The 17,900-nt window shown below is 38.8% G+C and carries 13 protein-coding genes; 7 read left to right on the top strand and 6 right to left on the bottom strand.

Going from position 1 to position 17,900, the window contains the following annotated elements; translation table 11 throughout:
- Positions 1–198: 198 nt before the first annotated feature.
- Together FJR38_RS17545 and FJR38_RS17540 are read right to left on the bottom strand one after the other, a co-directional pair.
- Entirely contained in the window at positions 199–1,053 is an 855-nt protein-coding gene (locus tag FJR38_RS17545) for a 3'(2'),5'-bisphosphate nucleotidase CysQ (RefSeq protein ID WP_168538459.1), read from the bottom strand.
- A complete protein-coding gene (locus tag FJR38_RS17540; RefSeq protein WP_168538458.1) occupies positions 1,050–1,907 on the bottom strand; it encodes a sugar kinase in 858 nt (285 codons plus the stop codon). The genes FJR38_RS17545 and FJR38_RS17540 overlap by 4 nt, the downstream gene beginning before the upstream one ends.
- Positions 1,908–1,956: 49 nt before the next feature.
- Here FJR38_RS17540 and FJR38_RS17535 point away from each other — a divergent pair, with 49 nt between their 5' ends.
- The 3 genes from FJR38_RS17535 to rsmI all read left to right on the top strand — a co-directional run bounded on the left by FJR38_RS17535 (position 1,957) and on the right by rsmI (position 4,114).
- The gene (locus FJR38_RS17535; protein ID WP_168491426.1) at positions 1,957–2,394 is read left to right on the top strand and encodes a DUF29 domain-containing protein; all 438 of its coding nucleotides are present in this window, start codon (positions 1,957–1,959) and stop codon (positions 2,392–2,394) included.
- A 116-nt stretch (positions 2,395–2,510) separates the two neighbouring features.
- Positions 2,511–3,122, top strand: a complete 612-nt coding sequence (locus FJR38_RS17530; RefSeq protein WP_168491424.1) for a PH domain-containing protein — start codon at positions 2,511–2,513, stop codon at positions 3,120–3,122.
- A gap of 119 nt (positions 3,123–3,241) precedes the next feature.
- The gene (gene rsmI / locus FJR38_RS17525; protein ID WP_168491423.1) at positions 3,242–4,114 is read left to right on the top strand and encodes a 16S rRNA (cytidine(1402)-2'-O)-methyltransferase; all 873 of its coding nucleotides are present in this window, start codon (positions 3,242–3,244) and stop codon (positions 4,112–4,114) included.
- Here the strand turns inward: rsmI and FJR38_RS17520 are convergent.
- From FJR38_RS17520 to FJR38_RS17510, 3 genes are all read right to left on the bottom strand, one after another.
- Positions 4,104–5,999 carry a DUF4114 domain-containing protein gene (locus FJR38_RS17520; RefSeq protein WP_168491421.1) on the bottom strand — a complete coding sequence of 632 codons (1,896 nt, stop codon included), beginning with the start codon at positions 5,997–5,999 and terminating at the stop codon, positions 4,104–4,106. The genes rsmI and FJR38_RS17520 overlap by 11 nt on opposite strands.
- Positions 6,000–6,156: 157 nt before the next feature.
- Positions 6,157–9,570, bottom strand: coding sequence for an alkaline phosphatase PhoX (locus FJR38_RS17515; protein WP_168491419.1), 3,414 nt, complete (start codon positions 9,568–9,570; stop codon positions 6,157–6,159).
- A 415-nt stretch (positions 9,571–9,985) separates the two neighbouring features.
- Positions 9,986–12,070: an NAD(P)/FAD-dependent oxidoreductase gene (locus FJR38_RS17510; protein ID WP_168538676.1), complete on the bottom strand. Its 2,085-nt coding sequence runs from the start codon at positions 12,068–12,070 to the stop codon at positions 9,986–9,988.
- Between the two features lie 159 nt (positions 12,071–12,229).
- On the opposite strand from FJR38_RS17510, the gene FJR38_RS17505 reads away from it, so the two are divergent.
- A complete protein-coding gene (locus FJR38_RS17505) occupies positions 12,230–12,463 on the top strand; it encodes a hypothetical protein (protein WP_168491416.1) in 234 nt (77 codons plus the stop codon).
- A gap of 118 nt (positions 12,464–12,581) precedes the next feature.
- On the opposite strand, the gene FJR38_RS17500 is transcribed toward FJR38_RS17505, so the two are convergent.
- A complete protein-coding gene (locus FJR38_RS17500) occupies positions 12,582–14,546 on the bottom strand; it encodes a ShlB/FhaC/HecB family hemolysin secretion/activation protein (RefSeq protein WP_254449497.1) in 1,965 nt (654 codons plus the stop codon).
- A 439-nt stretch (positions 14,547–14,985) separates the two neighbouring features.
- On the opposite strand from FJR38_RS17500, the gene FJR38_RS17495 reads away from it, so the two are divergent.
- The 3 genes from FJR38_RS17495 to FJR38_RS17485 all read left to right on the top strand — a co-directional run bounded on the left by FJR38_RS17495 (position 14,986) and on the right by FJR38_RS17485 (position 17,701).
- Positions 14,986–15,573, top strand: coding sequence for a COP23 domain-containing protein (locus tag FJR38_RS17495; RefSeq protein WP_168538456.1), 588 nt, complete (start codon positions 14,986–14,988; stop codon positions 15,571–15,573).
- Positions 15,574–15,669: 96 nt separating this feature from the next.
- On the top strand, positions 15,670–16,560 hold the full coding sequence (locus FJR38_RS17490) for a serine protease (RefSeq protein ID WP_168538454.1): 891 nt from the start codon (positions 15,670–15,672) through the stop codon (positions 16,558–16,560).
- Between the two features lie 70 nt (positions 16,561–16,630).
- A complete protein-coding gene (locus FJR38_RS17485) occupies positions 16,631–17,701 on the top strand; it encodes a serine protease (protein WP_254449496.1) in 1,071 nt (356 codons plus the stop codon).
- Positions 17,702–17,900 lie beyond the last annotated feature (199 nt).

Below are 17,900 nucleotides of genomic sequence, written 5' to 3'. Positions count from 1 at the left end.
AGGGTCTCCCAAATCAGAGAGTGTAGAGAGTTAGATTCGGAGAGACGTATTTAAAAAAAACTTAAAACGACTTACTCCACCGAAAATAATCTTTATATCCCCAAGTATAGCACCACATGGAAATATGAACTCATAATGAACAAAATTTCCCAACAAAATTACCAGCATTGCTAGGAAAATACCCCTACAAATACTGCTTTAGTGAGAAGTAAACCGTGATAGGATGCTTTGTGCTTCCTGACACAGTACCTCATGATTCTGATAATTACTCGCCAGTAACTCACCCCATTGATGAATATCATCGGTGTTGTATTCTAATGGCGTGCAATCAAAATGGGTAAACTTACCACCTGCTTCCGTCAGAATTAGTTCGGGAGCAGCCATATCCCAGTCTTTAGGTGCGGACTTACCAGAAAGGGAAATGTAAACATCTGCTTGCTGTTCAACAATCGCCGCAATTTTGCAACCGACGCTACCAATTGCTTTTTGATTTTGACAGGGTAAATGCTGTAGTAAATATTCTAACCTATCGTTGCGGTGTGAGCGACTAACAACCAAAATTAAATCTTGGATATTTTTCTTTGAGTCAACTCGTACAGGTACAGAACCAGTTGAAGTTTCTATAAAAGTACCACTGCCTCTAGTAGCATAATACAATTTTTGTGTTTCGGGAACTACTACCACCGCTAACATCGTCTGTTTCCCTTGCACTAAGGCAATGTGAATAGCATATTCCCCAGTTTTATTGATAAAGTCTCTTGTCCCATCTAAAGGATCAATAATCCATACCCATTCAGAAGGATTTTTTCCCTGTTGTGATTTATGAGTTTCTTCACTGACATAACCAAAGTCTTCATTACCTAAAGCTGACTGTAGCTGTGACAAGATATATTCACTTACAGCTAAGTCGGCAACTGTAACAGGTTCATTGTCTTTATACTTGATATCTAAATTTGGTTCGGTGGCAGTACCGTGATAATAAGAACTGAGTAAACTGGCTGCACCCCAACCCACTTCCCGCGCAATTGTTAATATTTCTGATAAGTCTTTCATGAATTCATCCAACGTCGTGTACCAAAATACTGGCAAGCTTCAGCAGCAATATGACTAGCTAAAGCTAAGGCATCAGTAAAACTTGTCTTAAGAATATAGTGACAGAAAGCACCGTGGAAAATATCTCCTGCACCTAATGTATCAACGGACTGTATTTTCGGCACGTTGATAATACCATATTGACCACCAATTAAATATTGAATTGGCTTTTCCCCTTGAGTAATGGCAATATGAGGAATGTTAAAATCTTGCAGATATGCAAAAACATCTTCTTGATTTTGGCAACTAGGAGGATAAAAATTTGCAGAACAAATTGCATAATCAACAAAAGGTAATATCTCCTCAAATCCTGGTTTCCAACTGCCACCATCAATGACAATGGGAATATTCTGGTTTTTAGCAATTTGAGCAATAATTTTACTCACCCCTATTTGATGACCATCAATTAAGACAATATCAATATTTTCTAAAATATTTGGCGGTATGGAGGTAATATTTGCCTGGGTTTTAATTGCATTGATAGAAATTACTGCCCTTTCACCAGTAGATTGTGTGACAATAATTGAAGAAACTGGTGGTGGTGTATCTTTATCAACATCTAAGTCAATAATTGCGACTTGGTAATTTTCTAAGTCGGTGTGAATTAGCTTTGTCATGGGGTGAGAACCAAGTATACCCAAGATTGTCGCTTGATTACCTAAATGACTGAAAGTAACAGCAGCATTTGTTGCTGGACCACCTGCTGCTACAGTATAGTCAGTAGCAACGAGTTTTTGATTATTTTGGGGAGGAGAGTCAGCCAGGTAAATTAGATCTAAGGTAGTTAAACCTATAAATAAGGCAGAATTGATCATTGGTAGTTGCTAACTTTATTTAAGGATTAAATGAATTATAGGAGAATTTATGAATCTCAATACCCATGACTATGATTTTTATGCCTGGACACAAGAACAAGTGCATTTACTAAGAACTGGACAAGTTAACCAAATTGATTTTGATCATATTGCTGACGAAATTGAAGATATGGGACGTTCTGAAAAGTGGGAATTAGAAAGCCGATTAGAAGTATTACTTATACACTTACTAAAATGGCAACTTCAGCCTAACTTACGTTCTCGAACTTGGCAATTAACTATCAAAGAGCAACGCTTACGTTTAGAAAAACTTATTGCAGAAAATCCTAGCTTTAAATCATGTTTAACTGATTTTCTCGCAAAAACTTATCAAATTGCTACTATTAGCGCCGAAAGAGAAACTGGATTATCTTCATTTCCCGAAACTTGTCCTTATAGTTTAACAGAAATTTTCGCACCTGACTTTTTACCCAGCGAAGATAGTTGAGAGGTATGATACAAATTTTAGTAAAATACTGTTAAGTAAATATATAAATCCAATAGTAATGGTATATAATTAACGGAAAATAATCAAAGTCCTTTTTTTGGAGAGAGCAAAAAATTATGTTCAAAAATATGGCCATGGATGCACTAGGTTTGAGTGATATTGGTGCTGTCATCAAACCGGAAGATTATAACAAGGTTGATAGTGATGACTATGTGATCCATGAAGAAGGGGAAAAAATTTATTTTTTGATCAAGTCAAAAACTGATGAATACTGTTTTACAAATTTAGCTCTAATTCATTTGGATGGAACTTCTGCCGTTAGTAAAAAACGCTTACTCAAACGTTTTACTTATAGTCACAACATTATTAAAGATGTGAAACTAGAAACAGCAGGAACAATAGATATGGATATAGAAATCAAGTTAGCAATGGGTGATCAATCCTATTCTATTGATGTTGCCAAAGTTCATATTGCTGCTTTGAAAGACTTGTACAAAGCTTTACTGAAAATTGCCTCAATTCAAAAAGAAAATGCCCTCTATCATCAATATGCTCAAACTAGTTTAAATACAGCAGCTAATACGGTTAGTCGTTCGACAACTACATCTACCTCAGAAGAGCAATTTAAGGCAATTAACCAGTATGCTTTTAATTGGTTAAAGTATGCCCATGAAACTTATGTACGTAAAGATTTTGGTGAGGTTTTTGAGAAATTTATTAACAACTAAATTTAAGGTTTAATTTTAAATTACTTTTTTCCAAACTCAAGATTTCACAGATTTCATGATCTTTAAGGTGATGAAATCTGTGAAATCCTTTAATCCGCCGAATCCGTGTTTAAATTGATATGCAAACTGAACCAAAACCAGGAACACTTTATATTGTTGCTACTCCAATTGGTAACTTAGAAGATATGACTTTTAGGGCTGTGCGAATTTTGCAAGCAGTTGATATAATTGCAGCCGAAGATACACGCCATACAGGAAGATTACTCCAACATTTTCAAGTTAAAACTCCCCAAATCAGTTATCATGAACATAACAGTAATAGTCGTATTCCTGAATTGTTAGAACATTTGCAATATGGAAAAGCGATCGCTCTGGTAAGTGATGCAGGAATGCCCGGAATTTCTGACCCAGGATATGAGTTAATTAAGGCTTGTATTGATGCCAATATAACTGTTGTCCCTATTCCCGGTGCAAGTGCAGTAATTACAGCTTTGAGTGCGGCTGGATTACCTACAGATAGGTTTATTTTTGATGGTTTTTTACCTGCTAAAACTCAACAAAGAAAGCAATATTTAGAATCTCTGCAAGGGGAATCCCGGACCTTAGTTTTTTATGAATCACCCCATCGGTTACGAGATACTTTAGCAGATTTTGGGGAAATTTTGGGAAGCGATCGCTCTATAGTTATAGCTAGAGAACTAACTAAATTATACGAGGAATTTTGGCGGGGGACAATTGGGGAAGCGATCGCTCATTATACCCAAAAAGAACCTCAAGGAGAATATACTCTCTTAGTCGCAGGAACTTCACCAAGCCAGATCCAACTCACAGAAACAGAACTCAAAGCTGAGTTATTACAAATAATGCAACAGGGAATATCCCGTTCCCAAGCTAGTCGTCAGTTAGCAAAAGATACTTTACTATCCCGTCGCTATTTGTACCAACTAGCTTTAGGAATTGAAATGAATTCTGAATCTACAATTACGCAATAATCTCAGTAAAATTCATTTTGACAATCATATCATTATAATCCAAATCACCACCATTAGGTAAATCTTCAAAACCAAAAGTATTATTTCCTAGTAAGCGAATGTGATCAACACCATCACTATTTACTCCCATATAGGAAAAATACACTTGGGGATTATTATTAGCATCGCTATCTAAAAGCTGAGACAACGTACCATTAACTATGATCATGGGAGCAAGAATTGTACCACCATTAATAGTTGTTGTACTAGTTTGAACACCTTGATTAGCAGTGGCAAATTTGATATTTACACCACTTTGAACATCTTTGATAATATTATTTAATGCTGCTTGTAGATAATTACTCCGATTGACTGAACTTGGTTGTAAATTCCCAATTTGTCCATCAGCATTATCAACTTCATAAAAATAGACTTCGTTGTTAAATGCAGCTTCTCTATGAACAGAAACATTGGCTTTTACTTGACCTTGAATATCTCGTAAATCAATCAGTTCCCCTTGATTTCCACCTTGCAATCCTGTACCTATAACTAAGGCTTCTTTTGTGGATTGAATCTTCACCACTATATCTTTGAAATCTGTAACATTCCCAGAACCATCTTCCCAAGAAAGACTAAAACCTTCAGTCCCAAAATCTATAATTTTTTGGGTAGAAGCATCAGCGAATAATAAATTTGATAAGGAAATTTTACCAGCTTTTGCAGAATCTATTGTTCCATCTTTGATTAAAAAGAATTTCAGATTATCACCACTATCAAATTCTAAAGATCGGGTAAAATCTCCAGTTTTAACTCCATTAGGGAGATTAGAAATAGCAGAAAAAACTACCTTTGCTCTCTTTAAAACTTCTTCATTATAATTTGCTGCACCCGGAGAAATCCCATTGATTTTACCTTGAGTATCATCAACTTTAAATACACCTAATTCATTGATAAAAGTAGAATTGAGTTCTACTAAGTTGACTTTTAGCCTGACTTGATTACCTTCACCTTTAATAGTAAAAATATCATTATTTTTAAGATTTGCTATGGGAATATCATCATTTTTAATAATTCCCTTATTATTGATAATTGATCCATTAGTAGAATTAGTTAAAGCGACTGTAAAAGTCTCATCTTTTTCTATCAGTGAATCTTGAGTTGTTTGCACTGTAAAAGTTTTACTTGTTTCTCCCTGAGTAAATGTGAGAGTTTCATTTTTGGCAGTCAAGTCATTTTCACTAGCTGTATCATCTGAATTTATAGATGTGGATACAGTTACACTTTGGTTTGCTTGGCTATTTCCAGTCCGGGTAATCGTGAAATTTATGGCATTACCTTCTATTGCGGAAGCGGAAGCGATAGAAAACTGAGGTAATTCATAATTTTTTAAAATAGCTAATTGTTTACTACCAGCACTAATTAAAGTGTCATTCCCCTGGGTTGTAAATGTGAGTTTATTGATTTCATTAAACTCATCAACATTGACCTGCAATAAATCTTCTGTGGGATTAAAATCAGTAATGATATTGGGATTATTTGGATATTCAGCATTAGCTAAATGGAATGTATCTTTACCAAGACCACCCGTGATAGTATTGCCACCAAGACCACCAAAAATTATATCATCGCCCGCATCACCAAAAACAATATCATTGCGGTCAGCATAAATATAGTCGTTGCCTTCACCACCAGATAAGGTATTGTTACCATTACCCTGGGAGTGGAGTTTATCGTTTCCCGCTTCTCCATAGAGTTGGTCACTACTATAAGCAAATAACTCATCATCTCCGTCACCACCATTAAGGGTATTGTTTCCCCCTCCAACTAAGGCATCAAGATAATCATTTTCTGCTGTACCAGTTAAGGTGACATTCGTTTTAAAAGCTTCTACAGATAATATCGCCATTTGATTCTCCTCACAAATAATTAGTAGATACTGGGTTAAATTTGTTTATTCAGTCTTTTTAAAGAAGGCTATAGAAAAACCGAGGCAAAACTTTTAATAATAGAAGTTTTGCCAAGGTATTTAATCGCCATTAATTACCCTTGAATATCTGTCTGAATTAAGCTAAGACAAACTGATTAGTATTAGTTAAACTCAAGGAACTTGCTTGAATGCCAGTTAAAGTAGCTAAGGTTTGACCACCAAAGATAATTGCAGTATCAGAACCAACTTGAGTCAAGCTAAGATTAGCCGTGGTGATACCCAAACCAGCAGCACCGTTGATACCAATTACATCAGTACCAATTTGGAAGTCAAGAACGGTGTTAGCAGCGGTTGGTAGTGCGGCATTCGCAATCCAGAATTGGTCAGCACCTACGCCACCAGAGAGCAAGTTGCCACCTTTATTACCAGCGTAGAATTTATCATCACCATCACCACCCAAGGCACGACCATTAGACCCGTCACGGAGATAGAAGATATCATTGCCAGCACCACCAGAGGCACGATAGTTGGTGGCAGTACCTGCTTCAAATGTGTCATTACCATCGCTACCAAAAGCGCGATCGCCATTGGCAATAAAGATTTCATCATTGCCGCTACCAGTGTCAATATTGTTGCCACTAGCCAGAGCGCCACCTATGGCACTATCAACATAGTCATTACCAGCACCAGTAAAGACGATATCGTTGATACCATCAAAACCTGCTGTAACCTTAGCTTCGATTATGTCAGCACCAGAAGTAGCACCTGCAACTAAAGAAGAGCTTTGAACAAGATTTGCATTAGGAGCAACTAAGAACGCTAACTGACCACCTTCAACCAGGTTTTCTTGTCTAGTTGGTGTTCCATCACCATTGCCATCAATGTTAGTAGCAGTAATAATTGTTCCAGAACGAACACTGTGAGCCTGGACATCAAAGATAAACTGTGTACCAGGAGCGTTACCAAACAGAGTAGAAACATCAAGAATACCGGAAGTTTCCCAGTTACCGATATCAGTTGGATTAGAATCAGTTTGACCAGAAGGGACAGCCGAGCGATCAACCTGTGCAACTTTAGTTAAGCTGGCTGCTGGATTTGTAGCAGCAGGATCAAGAACGTAAATAGATGCTTCTTGCTGAGAAGTTGCGCCCCAAATGCTTGCTCCGAGTGCGCGGTCTTCTTGGATGTAGATTTTGCCATCATCAGCCCAATCCAGGTTATCAGGGCTACGTAAACCAAAGTCTTGTTTGTCAGCTTCGTTACCGTCGTAAAGGATGTCAATTTTTGCGGTGATTTCTGGTGCTGCTGTGATCTTCCACAGGGCATCATTTCCAGAAGTGGGGTGTTGAATTGCAACGATAAATTCATTGGGGTTATTTGTGGAAATTAAGCCAGTAGGTTCAGATCCAGAAACTCCCAAACTAGCCCAGCGAGTGATGGACTCAGCGACACCATCCTTATTGCTATCAGATGCCTTCCAGATATCGCCAGGATTGTTGTCTTCAATAATGTAGAGATTACCAGCAGCATCACTAGCCAAGTTATCAGGGTTATTGAGGTTGCTACCGGCAGCTAAACCAGTACCACCGTCAATGGTGCTACGACTAGCAAAAAGCTTAACTTCATTGGTTTTGAGGTTAATACCATAGACTGAGTTCTCGCTGGTTGTAGCGACATATAGAGTGTCACCAATAATTTCTAAGTCTTCTGGACGACCGTAGGGTGTACCACCCAATTCATCGGCAGCCGCACGTCCACCTGTAGTCGCACTGGTAAAGTCAAAGGGATTGGCTGTGGTTAGCTTTACACCGTTAGTATCAGTAATAGCAACCCAAGTAGCAGCACCAGTTCGAGTTGTACTTGTATTGGTGGCAGAGTTCCAGTTTTCCGAAGCATTACCTGTAAAGGCAGTTACCTTCAAGACAAAACTTTGTCCAACACTCAAATCACCAGCAGTTGTAGGTACAAACTTGTAAATAGAACCGGAGTTGTTCTCATCAATAAAGTACAAAGTACCAGCAGCATCAATCTTCAAACCTTCGTGGGAAACCGCAGGAATATTACTACGCCAAACCACATTTGCTGTTTCACCAGCAGCCATCAAGGGGTTAAGCCACTCAAATAACCGCCCATTAGTTCTTTCTTCTGCAACTAAAACAGTTCCATGAGGAGTATATACAGCAGGGTCAAATGCTGCGAAGTCATCATTATTTTTATCCCAAATAGCAGGATTGGTAGTGAAATCTAATGCACTTTTACCAGTAAGAGCAGCAACAAAGTCTTGTGTTTGAGTATCATAGCGAACTAGTCCAGCTCCAGCACCTACTTCTGTGGGAATGTAAATATAGCGGTTGGTGGGATCTAATGCCACCATATCCCAGTTACCAAAGGTTGCAGCAAAGTCGGGATCTAAATTAGCAGTATTGCGATCGACAATTTCTGTTTGAGTAAAACCGGTTGGTAGCAAGAACGGTGCAGTATCTTCTGCTGTAGGAACAGTAGCAGTAGTAGAAAGAAGTTTGCTAAAGTCAACGTCAATTTTGTAGGTTGTACCCCAAACATCAGGTCCTGCAGCAATACCAGTGGAAGCTAAGACTGCTTGAGTACCATCAAAAGGATTGGTAGCGATATCTTCAGGACGAGAGAATTTGAAGGCATTAACTGCGGCAGCTAACTCATCTTGCTTGGCTTGTGTAACATACCCTTGAGTGTCATAACCTGTAGTATTTGCTTTCGTGGGATCGTAGTAAGCAATTTCTACAAACTGACCATTTGTGCTACTACCACTGCCTTTAAATTCACCAGGATTAAGTTCAATTACATCAGTAGCACTTGCAGGATCATCAGCCACCCATGCGAATAGCTTACCTTGTGCTAAACCATTGCGATCTAGGAAATTACCAGCCTTTTTGTCGCCGACATAGAGGTATAGAGGTGCGTTGCTTCTGTCATCACCAATTAAAAAGGCTACTTTATCAGTGCGGCCTGTATTTAGTTCTGTGATGTTTTCCCATGCAGCACGACCGAATGCAGGTAGGGCATATAAAGTATTTGTTTGTGTATCTAGGGCGAATTGTGTGCCGCCACTGGTTTCTTCACCAGAGAAGAAAATACGATCAGCTAAACCAATACCTGCACCAAATTGGTTCGCTTCAAACAAAGCAGCAGAACAAAAACGCTGAATACCACCAAATTCTAAATCAGCAGCAGCATCAACGACTTCACCACCACGGTTGATGATGGTGTCGTAGGCTAGTCCAGCATTGACGATTTGGAATGTGCGCTTATCAATATCAAAATAGTTAACTCTTGCACCAGGAAGTTGTGTACCGTTTTTGAGGGTGTACTTATAACCATCCGCACTTCCTACTTCATTAACCACTAATACACGAACAGTTGTATCGTTGAGTGAAAAAGCTCCAATACCATCGAGAATTCCGGGTGGTACATAGTCGCCAATTTTGTCGCCAACGGTAAAAAGTGGGTCAACAGTGTAACCATTTAGCCCTTTAACTTGAGCCTGTTGGGTTGTATCGAATGATATAGCCATGAAATTCCTTAATCCTCTTTGTAGTTCGTACTAAATCAATAAGTCCGAATTTGGTAAATTTAGGAAAACCTAATTTACTGAGATATGAATATTACGTTTTTTTAAATTCTCATCCAGAGGTTAAGGTTTTACTATGATTTAACTGTCTCTTGATTAAAAAATTCGGTTTAAAAATTAATTTTTAGTTATGAAAAGGTTATATATGGTGATAAAAGGATAGTGATTTTGCAACTTTCATTAATTATTAAATCAATCATAAATAGGACTTACTTAATAACTCTTTGAAACTCTTATTTCGACCTGTCCTCTGGGGTTCGTTTCTTCATGATTTTGCGTAAGTCCTGATAAAATTAAAAATTGGGATTTTAGAGGTTTGATGACTCCAAAATCCCAATTTGATTGCCCATAAATTAAATTAACGCAAAGCCGGCGGTAATCGTGGCCTACCTGTAGAAATGGCGTAGTTAATTACTAACAATTGCAACCATAATCCAGGAAAGTGCGTTTCTAGCCAAGATTGACTCCATTTCAAGAATTGTGAAAACCATATACCTAATAAAGCACTAACTAAAGCATGACGGGCAAAGCTAACATAATTACCAACCCAGCGTAATAAATCTTGCCAACCAGCTAATTGCCAAATCCACAGTAATAAGGCTGGATTTTTGATAGCTGCTTTCAAGGCTAGACGGTTAAAAGTGAACCAATCACAACGGTCTTTAATGAAATTATCTGCTACTTCTAGACTTTCACCTGCTAATAATCCAAAGAAAGTATTGAGCATGGAATTTATCAATTGAGGTGCGATAAATTTTCCTGTAGGAACCATCATTCCCTTAGAAAATAACCACATGACAGCTACATTACTCTGGTAAGCACGAATTTTGTTTAAATGTTGGGAAGTTAATAAATCATGTTTGAGAGCAGTATTTAATAGAGTGGTTAACCTTTCTAAATTGCGGACTAAAGAACCAAAACCAGTAAAGACTAGAGGAGATTGCAAAGAAGCAGCATCACCAATGGCAATTAATCTATCTACAGCAATTGTGCGATCGCTACTACTCGTACTAAAATGTCCTGGTATATAGCCAAAGGTTGGTTTTTTCCACACTAGCTTGTCCAGATCACAGCGCCGATACTCTGGCAAAATTGTGAAAAAGTCCTCATACATTTCCATCAAAGAACCGGGATTTTTTTCATTGACTTCATGATAGTGAAATAGATAAATTGTTAATTCTTCCCCAGAACCAGGAAATAACTCCCAAATCAACTGTCTCCCCCTAGAAATATCTCCATGACTGTAGAGAACATCCCCATAATCAGCATCCCAAACACCAGGTTCAAAGCCTTTTTCAATCACTGCTCCTACTGTTGGACAAACGCTATCAAAAGCCCTACCACCATTTAATTGCCAAGCAATTGGGGAAGCCGTTCCCATTGCATCTATCAACAAACGTCCACTAACTTGCTGTTCATTCCCAGTCGGTAAATGTTTGATATTAATACTAACTTGTGAACTGCTAATATCTGCCCGAATAAACTCCGTTTCATCCCAGATATCACCACCCGCAGCTTTGAGCTTTTCTCCACATACTTGTAATAATTTATCTGAATCTAAAGCTATATTTAGGACAGTGGGAGTGTGGAGAACAGGCGATCTTAACTTAGAGGGATTATTAGCATCAAAAAATTTATTGAATCCGTCTTTATACTCCCTAGCAATAATTTTTTCTACCTCAGCATTTGTCAACAAACCCAAATTTATCAAACTTTGAATTTCATCACGGGAAATATTCCATTCGCGGTTCATTCTCCCAAAAGGTAATCTTTCTATCAACAGGACTTTATAGCCTAATTTAGCCATAACTGCCGCATGAATTGACCCTAAAGCGCCACCGATGTAGATGAGGTCATATTCAGGGGACAGGGGACAGGTGACAGGTGACAGTGAGGAGGAGGAAGAAGAAGAAGAGGAGGAATTTTTTGTGTTTTCTTCCCCATTATTTTCTTGATAAAAGATCACTTGACGTGGTTTTTGGGGATTTTTCACCCCTTCGCGCCATCTTTGTTCCCACCAGTAAGCCCGCTTTAAATCATATTCCCCATTAGGCATTTTTTGAAAATACTTGACAGTTAGGGGATAATATGGTTCTAGCTCTGCGAAAATTGATTTTTGGGCATCAATCACAGGTGGTTCTGGGTAGCAATTGGGAAAGCGGTTTCTAATTTCCTTCGTCAGACATTGGAGAATGCGCTTTTGCTCAGGAAAAGGTTGATCTCCCCACAGGAATACTTTCAGGTAAGTTGTCCGCTGCACCGACCAGACAAAGACAGACAGTTCTACTCTACCAGAAGTAGCATTTATAACTGGGATTTTCCAGCGTAACCCATCTGGGGTGATGATTTTTTCCCCGTTATCTAGGACAAAATCTGCTTGTAGCCATTGGCGTACAGAGGCTGTATCGGGTGTAGGAATTTCTAAGTAAAGAAGTTCTTGCATATTGCTGATATCTCCCATAAATCTACTCACTCAGACAGATTTGAAAAAGGCAGAAACTAGGTTAAACTCTGCCCTAATTAGCTTCATAAAGATTCCATGAAGAATTTTAATGATTTATCAAGTTTATTGTTCATGTTGTAAATTTTGTAAACCCATGCCATGAATTATCCTATCCCAGACAGTCCCCAAGAAATTTTTGCACTCAGAAAACAGCCAATTGATGAGGAATTAGTGGCTGCGGTAATTGCTGGTGTTGTTAAAGTTGTTCGCTCTCAAGGTCAGTCTTTAGATCAATTAACTGCCCAGGTATTAGAAGATGACCAGATGTTAGACAGACAACAAAGACGCTGGTTAAGTCAGTTGGTTGCCCAAGCATGGGAAACTTTCCCATAATCATCTTTGGCAATTTGGGATTGGCAATTTCTAACCAGTAAGATTAAATTTAAAGACTTAAAGGATTTTAAGATGAATTGGGAAGCCCACACTGTACCGAAAGTCAGTGTGTGATAGTTCACAGCTTATATCCTACGCTGAAGTAAAAGCCTTCGTCCTGGGCATTTACGCCTTTATCATCTAAGTTGATCAAAGGTAGACCATAATCTAACCGCATATTAAAACTAGGTAGGGGTTGCCATAAAACTCCGACTCCTGTCCCAGCTAAAAAGGTTTGTTTCTGTAAGCGGTTGGGGTTATCATCTGTGTTCCAGACATATCCTAAATCAAAAAACGGTGCAACTTTGAGGATATTTCCACTTTCATCTTTGTGGATTGTCAGTTGGTTTTCTAGGACAAATCGCACTCCATTGTCACCAGCACGGGCATTTTGCCGATAACCCCGCACTGACTGACCACCACCAACGACAAATTGCTGTGAGGGTAATAAACCATCGGGGGTGAGTTGTACTTCGGCTTGGGCAATTAAAAGATGGTTATTACTAAAGCGTTGTACTCGTTGTACTTGTCCTAACCAACTAAAAAATTGACCATCAGGAATAGGATCTGCATTGCTTGTGGCATCGAATACATCAATACCAAAACTGAATAAAGAACGCAAGGACCAAGCACCTTGTATATCTCGCGCTACGTAGTCTTGTCCAAATTTAATGACACGAGTGCGACTGTTACCGTTATCATCTGGTCCAAAACCAAATGCTGTGGGACCAGCAAAGGTAAAGGTTTGACCATCTTGCAAAGTTAACCCTAATGATAAGGCAAATTCTTGGCGGGGCGATCGCACTAATGGTTGACGATAACTAATTTCATATAGTTGGGATTCTCCCCGAATATCGAAACTCTGGAAAGGCTCTTGGATGACTTTGTTATTATTAATTGCTGTTCGCAATTGTAAAGCCCCATTCATTGCATTTAGAGGTAGGCGATAATTGAAATCATAGATATTTGACCCCCCGCGAGGTGTAAAGTAATATGATGCGGCTAATTCATCACCCAATCCTGTGAGATTACGATAACTAGTATTAATTCCAAATCTTTCTGAACCGATACTTGGAGGGGAATAGTTATCAACGCTCAATGATGCTTTCAAAGATGCAGCTTCGGTAACTCTGACGACTAAAATATTTTGCCCTACCTGAGTACCTGTGCGGACACTGGCTTCTACATTAGAAAATAAAGGATCTGCTCGTAATAATCTTAACTGGTCTTCTAAATCACCTGTAGAAAGAGGTGTTTTAATTCCTAAAGCTACACGCGATCGCACATAATTAGGATTAAGGCGTTTTGTACCTTCAATTTCGATTTTCTCAACACCAGCTTCAATTACCCGAATTTGCGCTACACCATCGCTAATTGTTTGGTTGGCTAAAATGGCTCTTGAGGTAATATAACCCCGATCTAAGTAGAGTTGGGTGATAGCATTAGCAACCCCTCTAAGTTCTTCCAGACTAACTAAACGTCCTTGCACTGGCTGAGTTAGGGCATTTAATTGCTCTTGGTTAAAAATTGTACTCCCCGTCACCTCAATTTTATCAATCTGAATATTTTCGGTGACTGTTTCTGGTGGAGTTTCTGGTACAGGTTCTGATGGGACTATCTCCTGATTTCCTGCCGGTAGCGGTTCGGGAATAGGTGCTGATTGCAGAAATCTTTCCTGATTGATATCACCACTTGGATTTGCTACTTGTGCCATCTCCTGATTTTCTGACGGTAGCAGTTCGGGAATAGGTGCTGATTGCAGAAATCTTTCCTGATTGATATCACCACTTGGATTTGCTGTTTGTACCAGCAAATTGTCTGGTAATTCTAAAAATATAAATAAATCAGACAATTCAGGATTACTAGGTGATTGCTGATTTGCTTCAGCTTGTTTATTTGCGACTTGTGTTAGTAGCTTATCTGGTAATTCTAAGAATACAAATGAATCAGACAATTGAGCATAACTAGCTGATGCAGAGACAACTAAGAACACACTGGGAATTAAAAATACAGAACATATTCTACCTTCTAAATGCCAACGCATAAAATTATTACTCCTGGATGGGACTTTCATACTTATATAAGCTTGTTGTTCCAAAATTAACACGCTATGTTACTTCTGGATAGAGTCATGGTCAAATTTTAGTGTTTTTTCCATAAATAGCGGCAATGAGTTGAGCCATAACAGAAATTACAGTCATATTCAATACTTTATTAAAAATAAATACCCAAAAATTATGTAGTTTTCATAAAAATTTCCATAAGTTCCCTCAAAAAAAATCAGTACGTACTATCCGTAAATTTACTCTTACAGGGTACATGATTATAAGCTAATCTATTTGTGAAGTATACAAATCAAACAAAAAAATAAACAACCAATCTGAAACTCTGTAAATTAACAAGCAAATAAGATTTCAGCCTAACTCACAAGGCTTCTTTTAAGCAGTCAAGATACTTAAATAATCACTTTAGGAGACAAGAAAATGTTACGTAAATCCTTAGCAATTCTTAGTGGAGCAGTCATTGTCAGCAGCTTGGGAGCAGCAGTTAGCAGCCCCAGCTATGCTGATCCCGGTGGTCCTTTTAGTTGCGATACAAATAGTCTCACTACCGTTGTTGGTCCAGGCAGGCATACAGTGATGAGATGGAGATCCCCAGACTTCATCGCTGCTGGATATACCCCGTTGCAGAGATGTTTGGAAGTATCAGACAGATTTAATAATTTTCACAGCACAAGTCAGTTAAACTACATCACCGCTGGTAAAGTAAATGGAATGCCCGTGATTTGTGCAGCTTCACCAGGGTCTTCCTGCAATAGAAACAATGTTTTATTTACCTTGAATCGCAGAAATAGAATGAAGGTAGCAGATATTTTGCAAACACTATTTGATAATCGTGCTGGTTATGCAAATGCTGTTGTAAATGAATCTACTGATCGTGTTTACATTGACGTGAATAAAATGTTAAATCAACTTGGTGTGAATGCTGCTGGTTCAGCACAACAACCTCGTGTAGTTAATAACAGTCCCAACACAACACCCAGCGCAGCACCTAGAGGTAATTCCTGGTAAGAGCTTAAAAGTTCGATTAACATAGACTAATTCTCCTCACCAACAGCAAATTGATGGAGAGGAGATATTAGTTAACTGTTTGTGAGTTGGGCTAACATGAATGTTTCCAAAATCAGTTTTTTAGCTTTGATGAGTTGTTTGTCTTTTGCTGTTTCTACCCAGACTGTCTACTCCCAAGAAAAGCAAACACCAACAGCTGATACTGAAATTTCTCAGACATCAGAGCAATGGTCAGAAAAGATGATACGCCAAAAAGCCAGAGAAATTACAGTCAAAATTATCTCTGAAGACAATTGGGGTTCAGGAATTATCATTCAAAGAAAAGGTCAGGTTTATACAGTCCTAACGAACGCTCATGTTGTGAGAATGGGTGGTAATTATCAAATTCAGACTGCCGATGGTAAAATTTATCGTAGTCAGAAAATTAGGAATGTGAATTTCAAAGATGATGATTTGGGGTTACTCAGTTTTAAGAGTAGCAGTAATTATGCGATCGCCTCAATTGCCAAATCACCCTTAGAAGTAGGAGACAAAACCTTTGCTGCTGGCTTTCCCCACGAAACCAAAACTTGGTCATTTACAAATGGAAAGGTGGATTATATATTACCCAAATCTTTCCGAGATGGTTATCAAATCGGTTACAGCAACGACATCCTTAAAGGTATGAGTGGGGGTCCGGTACTTAATGAACGTGGTGAACTGGTAGCAATTAATGGCAGACACAAATTTCCTTTCTGGGGAAATCCCTTTATTTTTGAAGATGGTTCTACCCCAAATCTAGAAACTCGTAATCAATTTGAACATTCCAGTTGGGCAGTATCAATAGCCACATTCCTTAACAGCGCCCCCCAATTTTCTCAAGGTGTAATTAGCCCACCTAAAGCATCTGCTTACACAGAAATTGAAACTGATTCTCTCTATTCAACTTCTGCGCCACCCGCCCAAATACCAGCAAATTTTTCCAGGCGTTCTCTGTGGATTTGGTAATATGTTGGTAATATAACTGGCGGGTGAATTTGCTAATAGTCATAAATTAAAAATTTCAGGAAATAGCATCATGTTAAATCGTTATTTATTATCAGGTTGCTTGATCGGTTCAGCAATGGTGATGGTAGCTAGTCCAGCCTTTGCTAGAGAAGCATTATCACCCAAAGAAGTAGCCAGTATTGCCAAATCTACCGTAGTGCAGATTGCGCCTAGTATGAATTATCCCGGTTCAGGAGTGATCACTGGTAGCTACAAAGAAGGTGGTCAAAACGTTTATGTAGTGTTAACAGCTAATCACGTCGTTCAACACAGCGATGATGAATATGAAGTGATCACTCCTGTTCCCATAGAAGGAGACAGAAGACGGCAGAAAATCAGTATTTCTACAGAGAAAGATATTCAGAGATTGCCCGGTGTAGATTTAGCGATAGTTAAGTTCCGCAGTCAACACAAATTTAACACCGCTACTCTGGGCGACTCTGATCACACAGTCGAAGGTGCAGGTATCTATGTTTCTGGATTTCCTAACCCTGATCAGGCGATTACAAGGCGTGTGTTTCAATTCACCTCTTCCTTGGTTTCCAGTCGTTTAGATGGGGATGCAGTGGTAGGTGAAGAAGAAGATAATGTGGTAGATAATGGTTATGCTATATCTTATACAGCTATCACTAGAGCAGGAATGAGCGGTGGTCCTGTTTTCGATGTGTCGGGGCGAGTTGTCGGTATTCACGGTAGAGGTGGAAGAGAGGAAACCCCTCAGCGTCCCGCATCCCAAGCAGGTAATCAAGAAAGTGGACCGCAAATTGTCCCAGATAAAACCGGATTTAACTTAGCCATTCCTATTCAGACGTTTATGAAAACATTAACGCCCAATGCCATATATACATTAGGCATGAAATTTGATCGCTCTGAACCAGGAACAGCACAATTATTTGCTACTAGAGGTCGTCCCCAATTTAACATTGAAGAAGAAGAACCAGCAGATGCAGTTGTTCAGGTGGTTAACCAATCTCCTAAAAATAGCACTCCATCCCGTCCTGCACCTACTCAACGTTACCCCTCCTCGTCCCCTCCCCCACACAGCCCACACCTAATCAAAATACTGCTCCTGCTCCGTCTGGTTCTCGTGTATGGTGATTAGGACTTGTTAAGAATCAATAAGTCATTCTCAAGCTTTTTAAAAGATAATATGCTAGAAAGCCCGCAGGTGCGGGCTTTTGAGTTTGATATAGTAAAAACACTGAGGTCTTTTTTAGGAGATTTAATTCATATTTGAGCAACTTTAGGCATATACACTTATATCAATAATGATGTTACATAAGGGATAATTCAAATTGAAA

The sequence above is a fragment of the Anabaena sp. UHCC 0253 genome, assembly GCF_009712085.1.
Taxonomy (GTDB): Bacteria; Cyanobacteriota; Cyanobacteriia; order Cyanobacteriales; family Nostocaceae; genus Dolichospermum.
The sequence above is the reverse complement of the archived record's forward strand: the minus strand, read 5'-3'. Positions and strand labels throughout refer to the sequence as shown.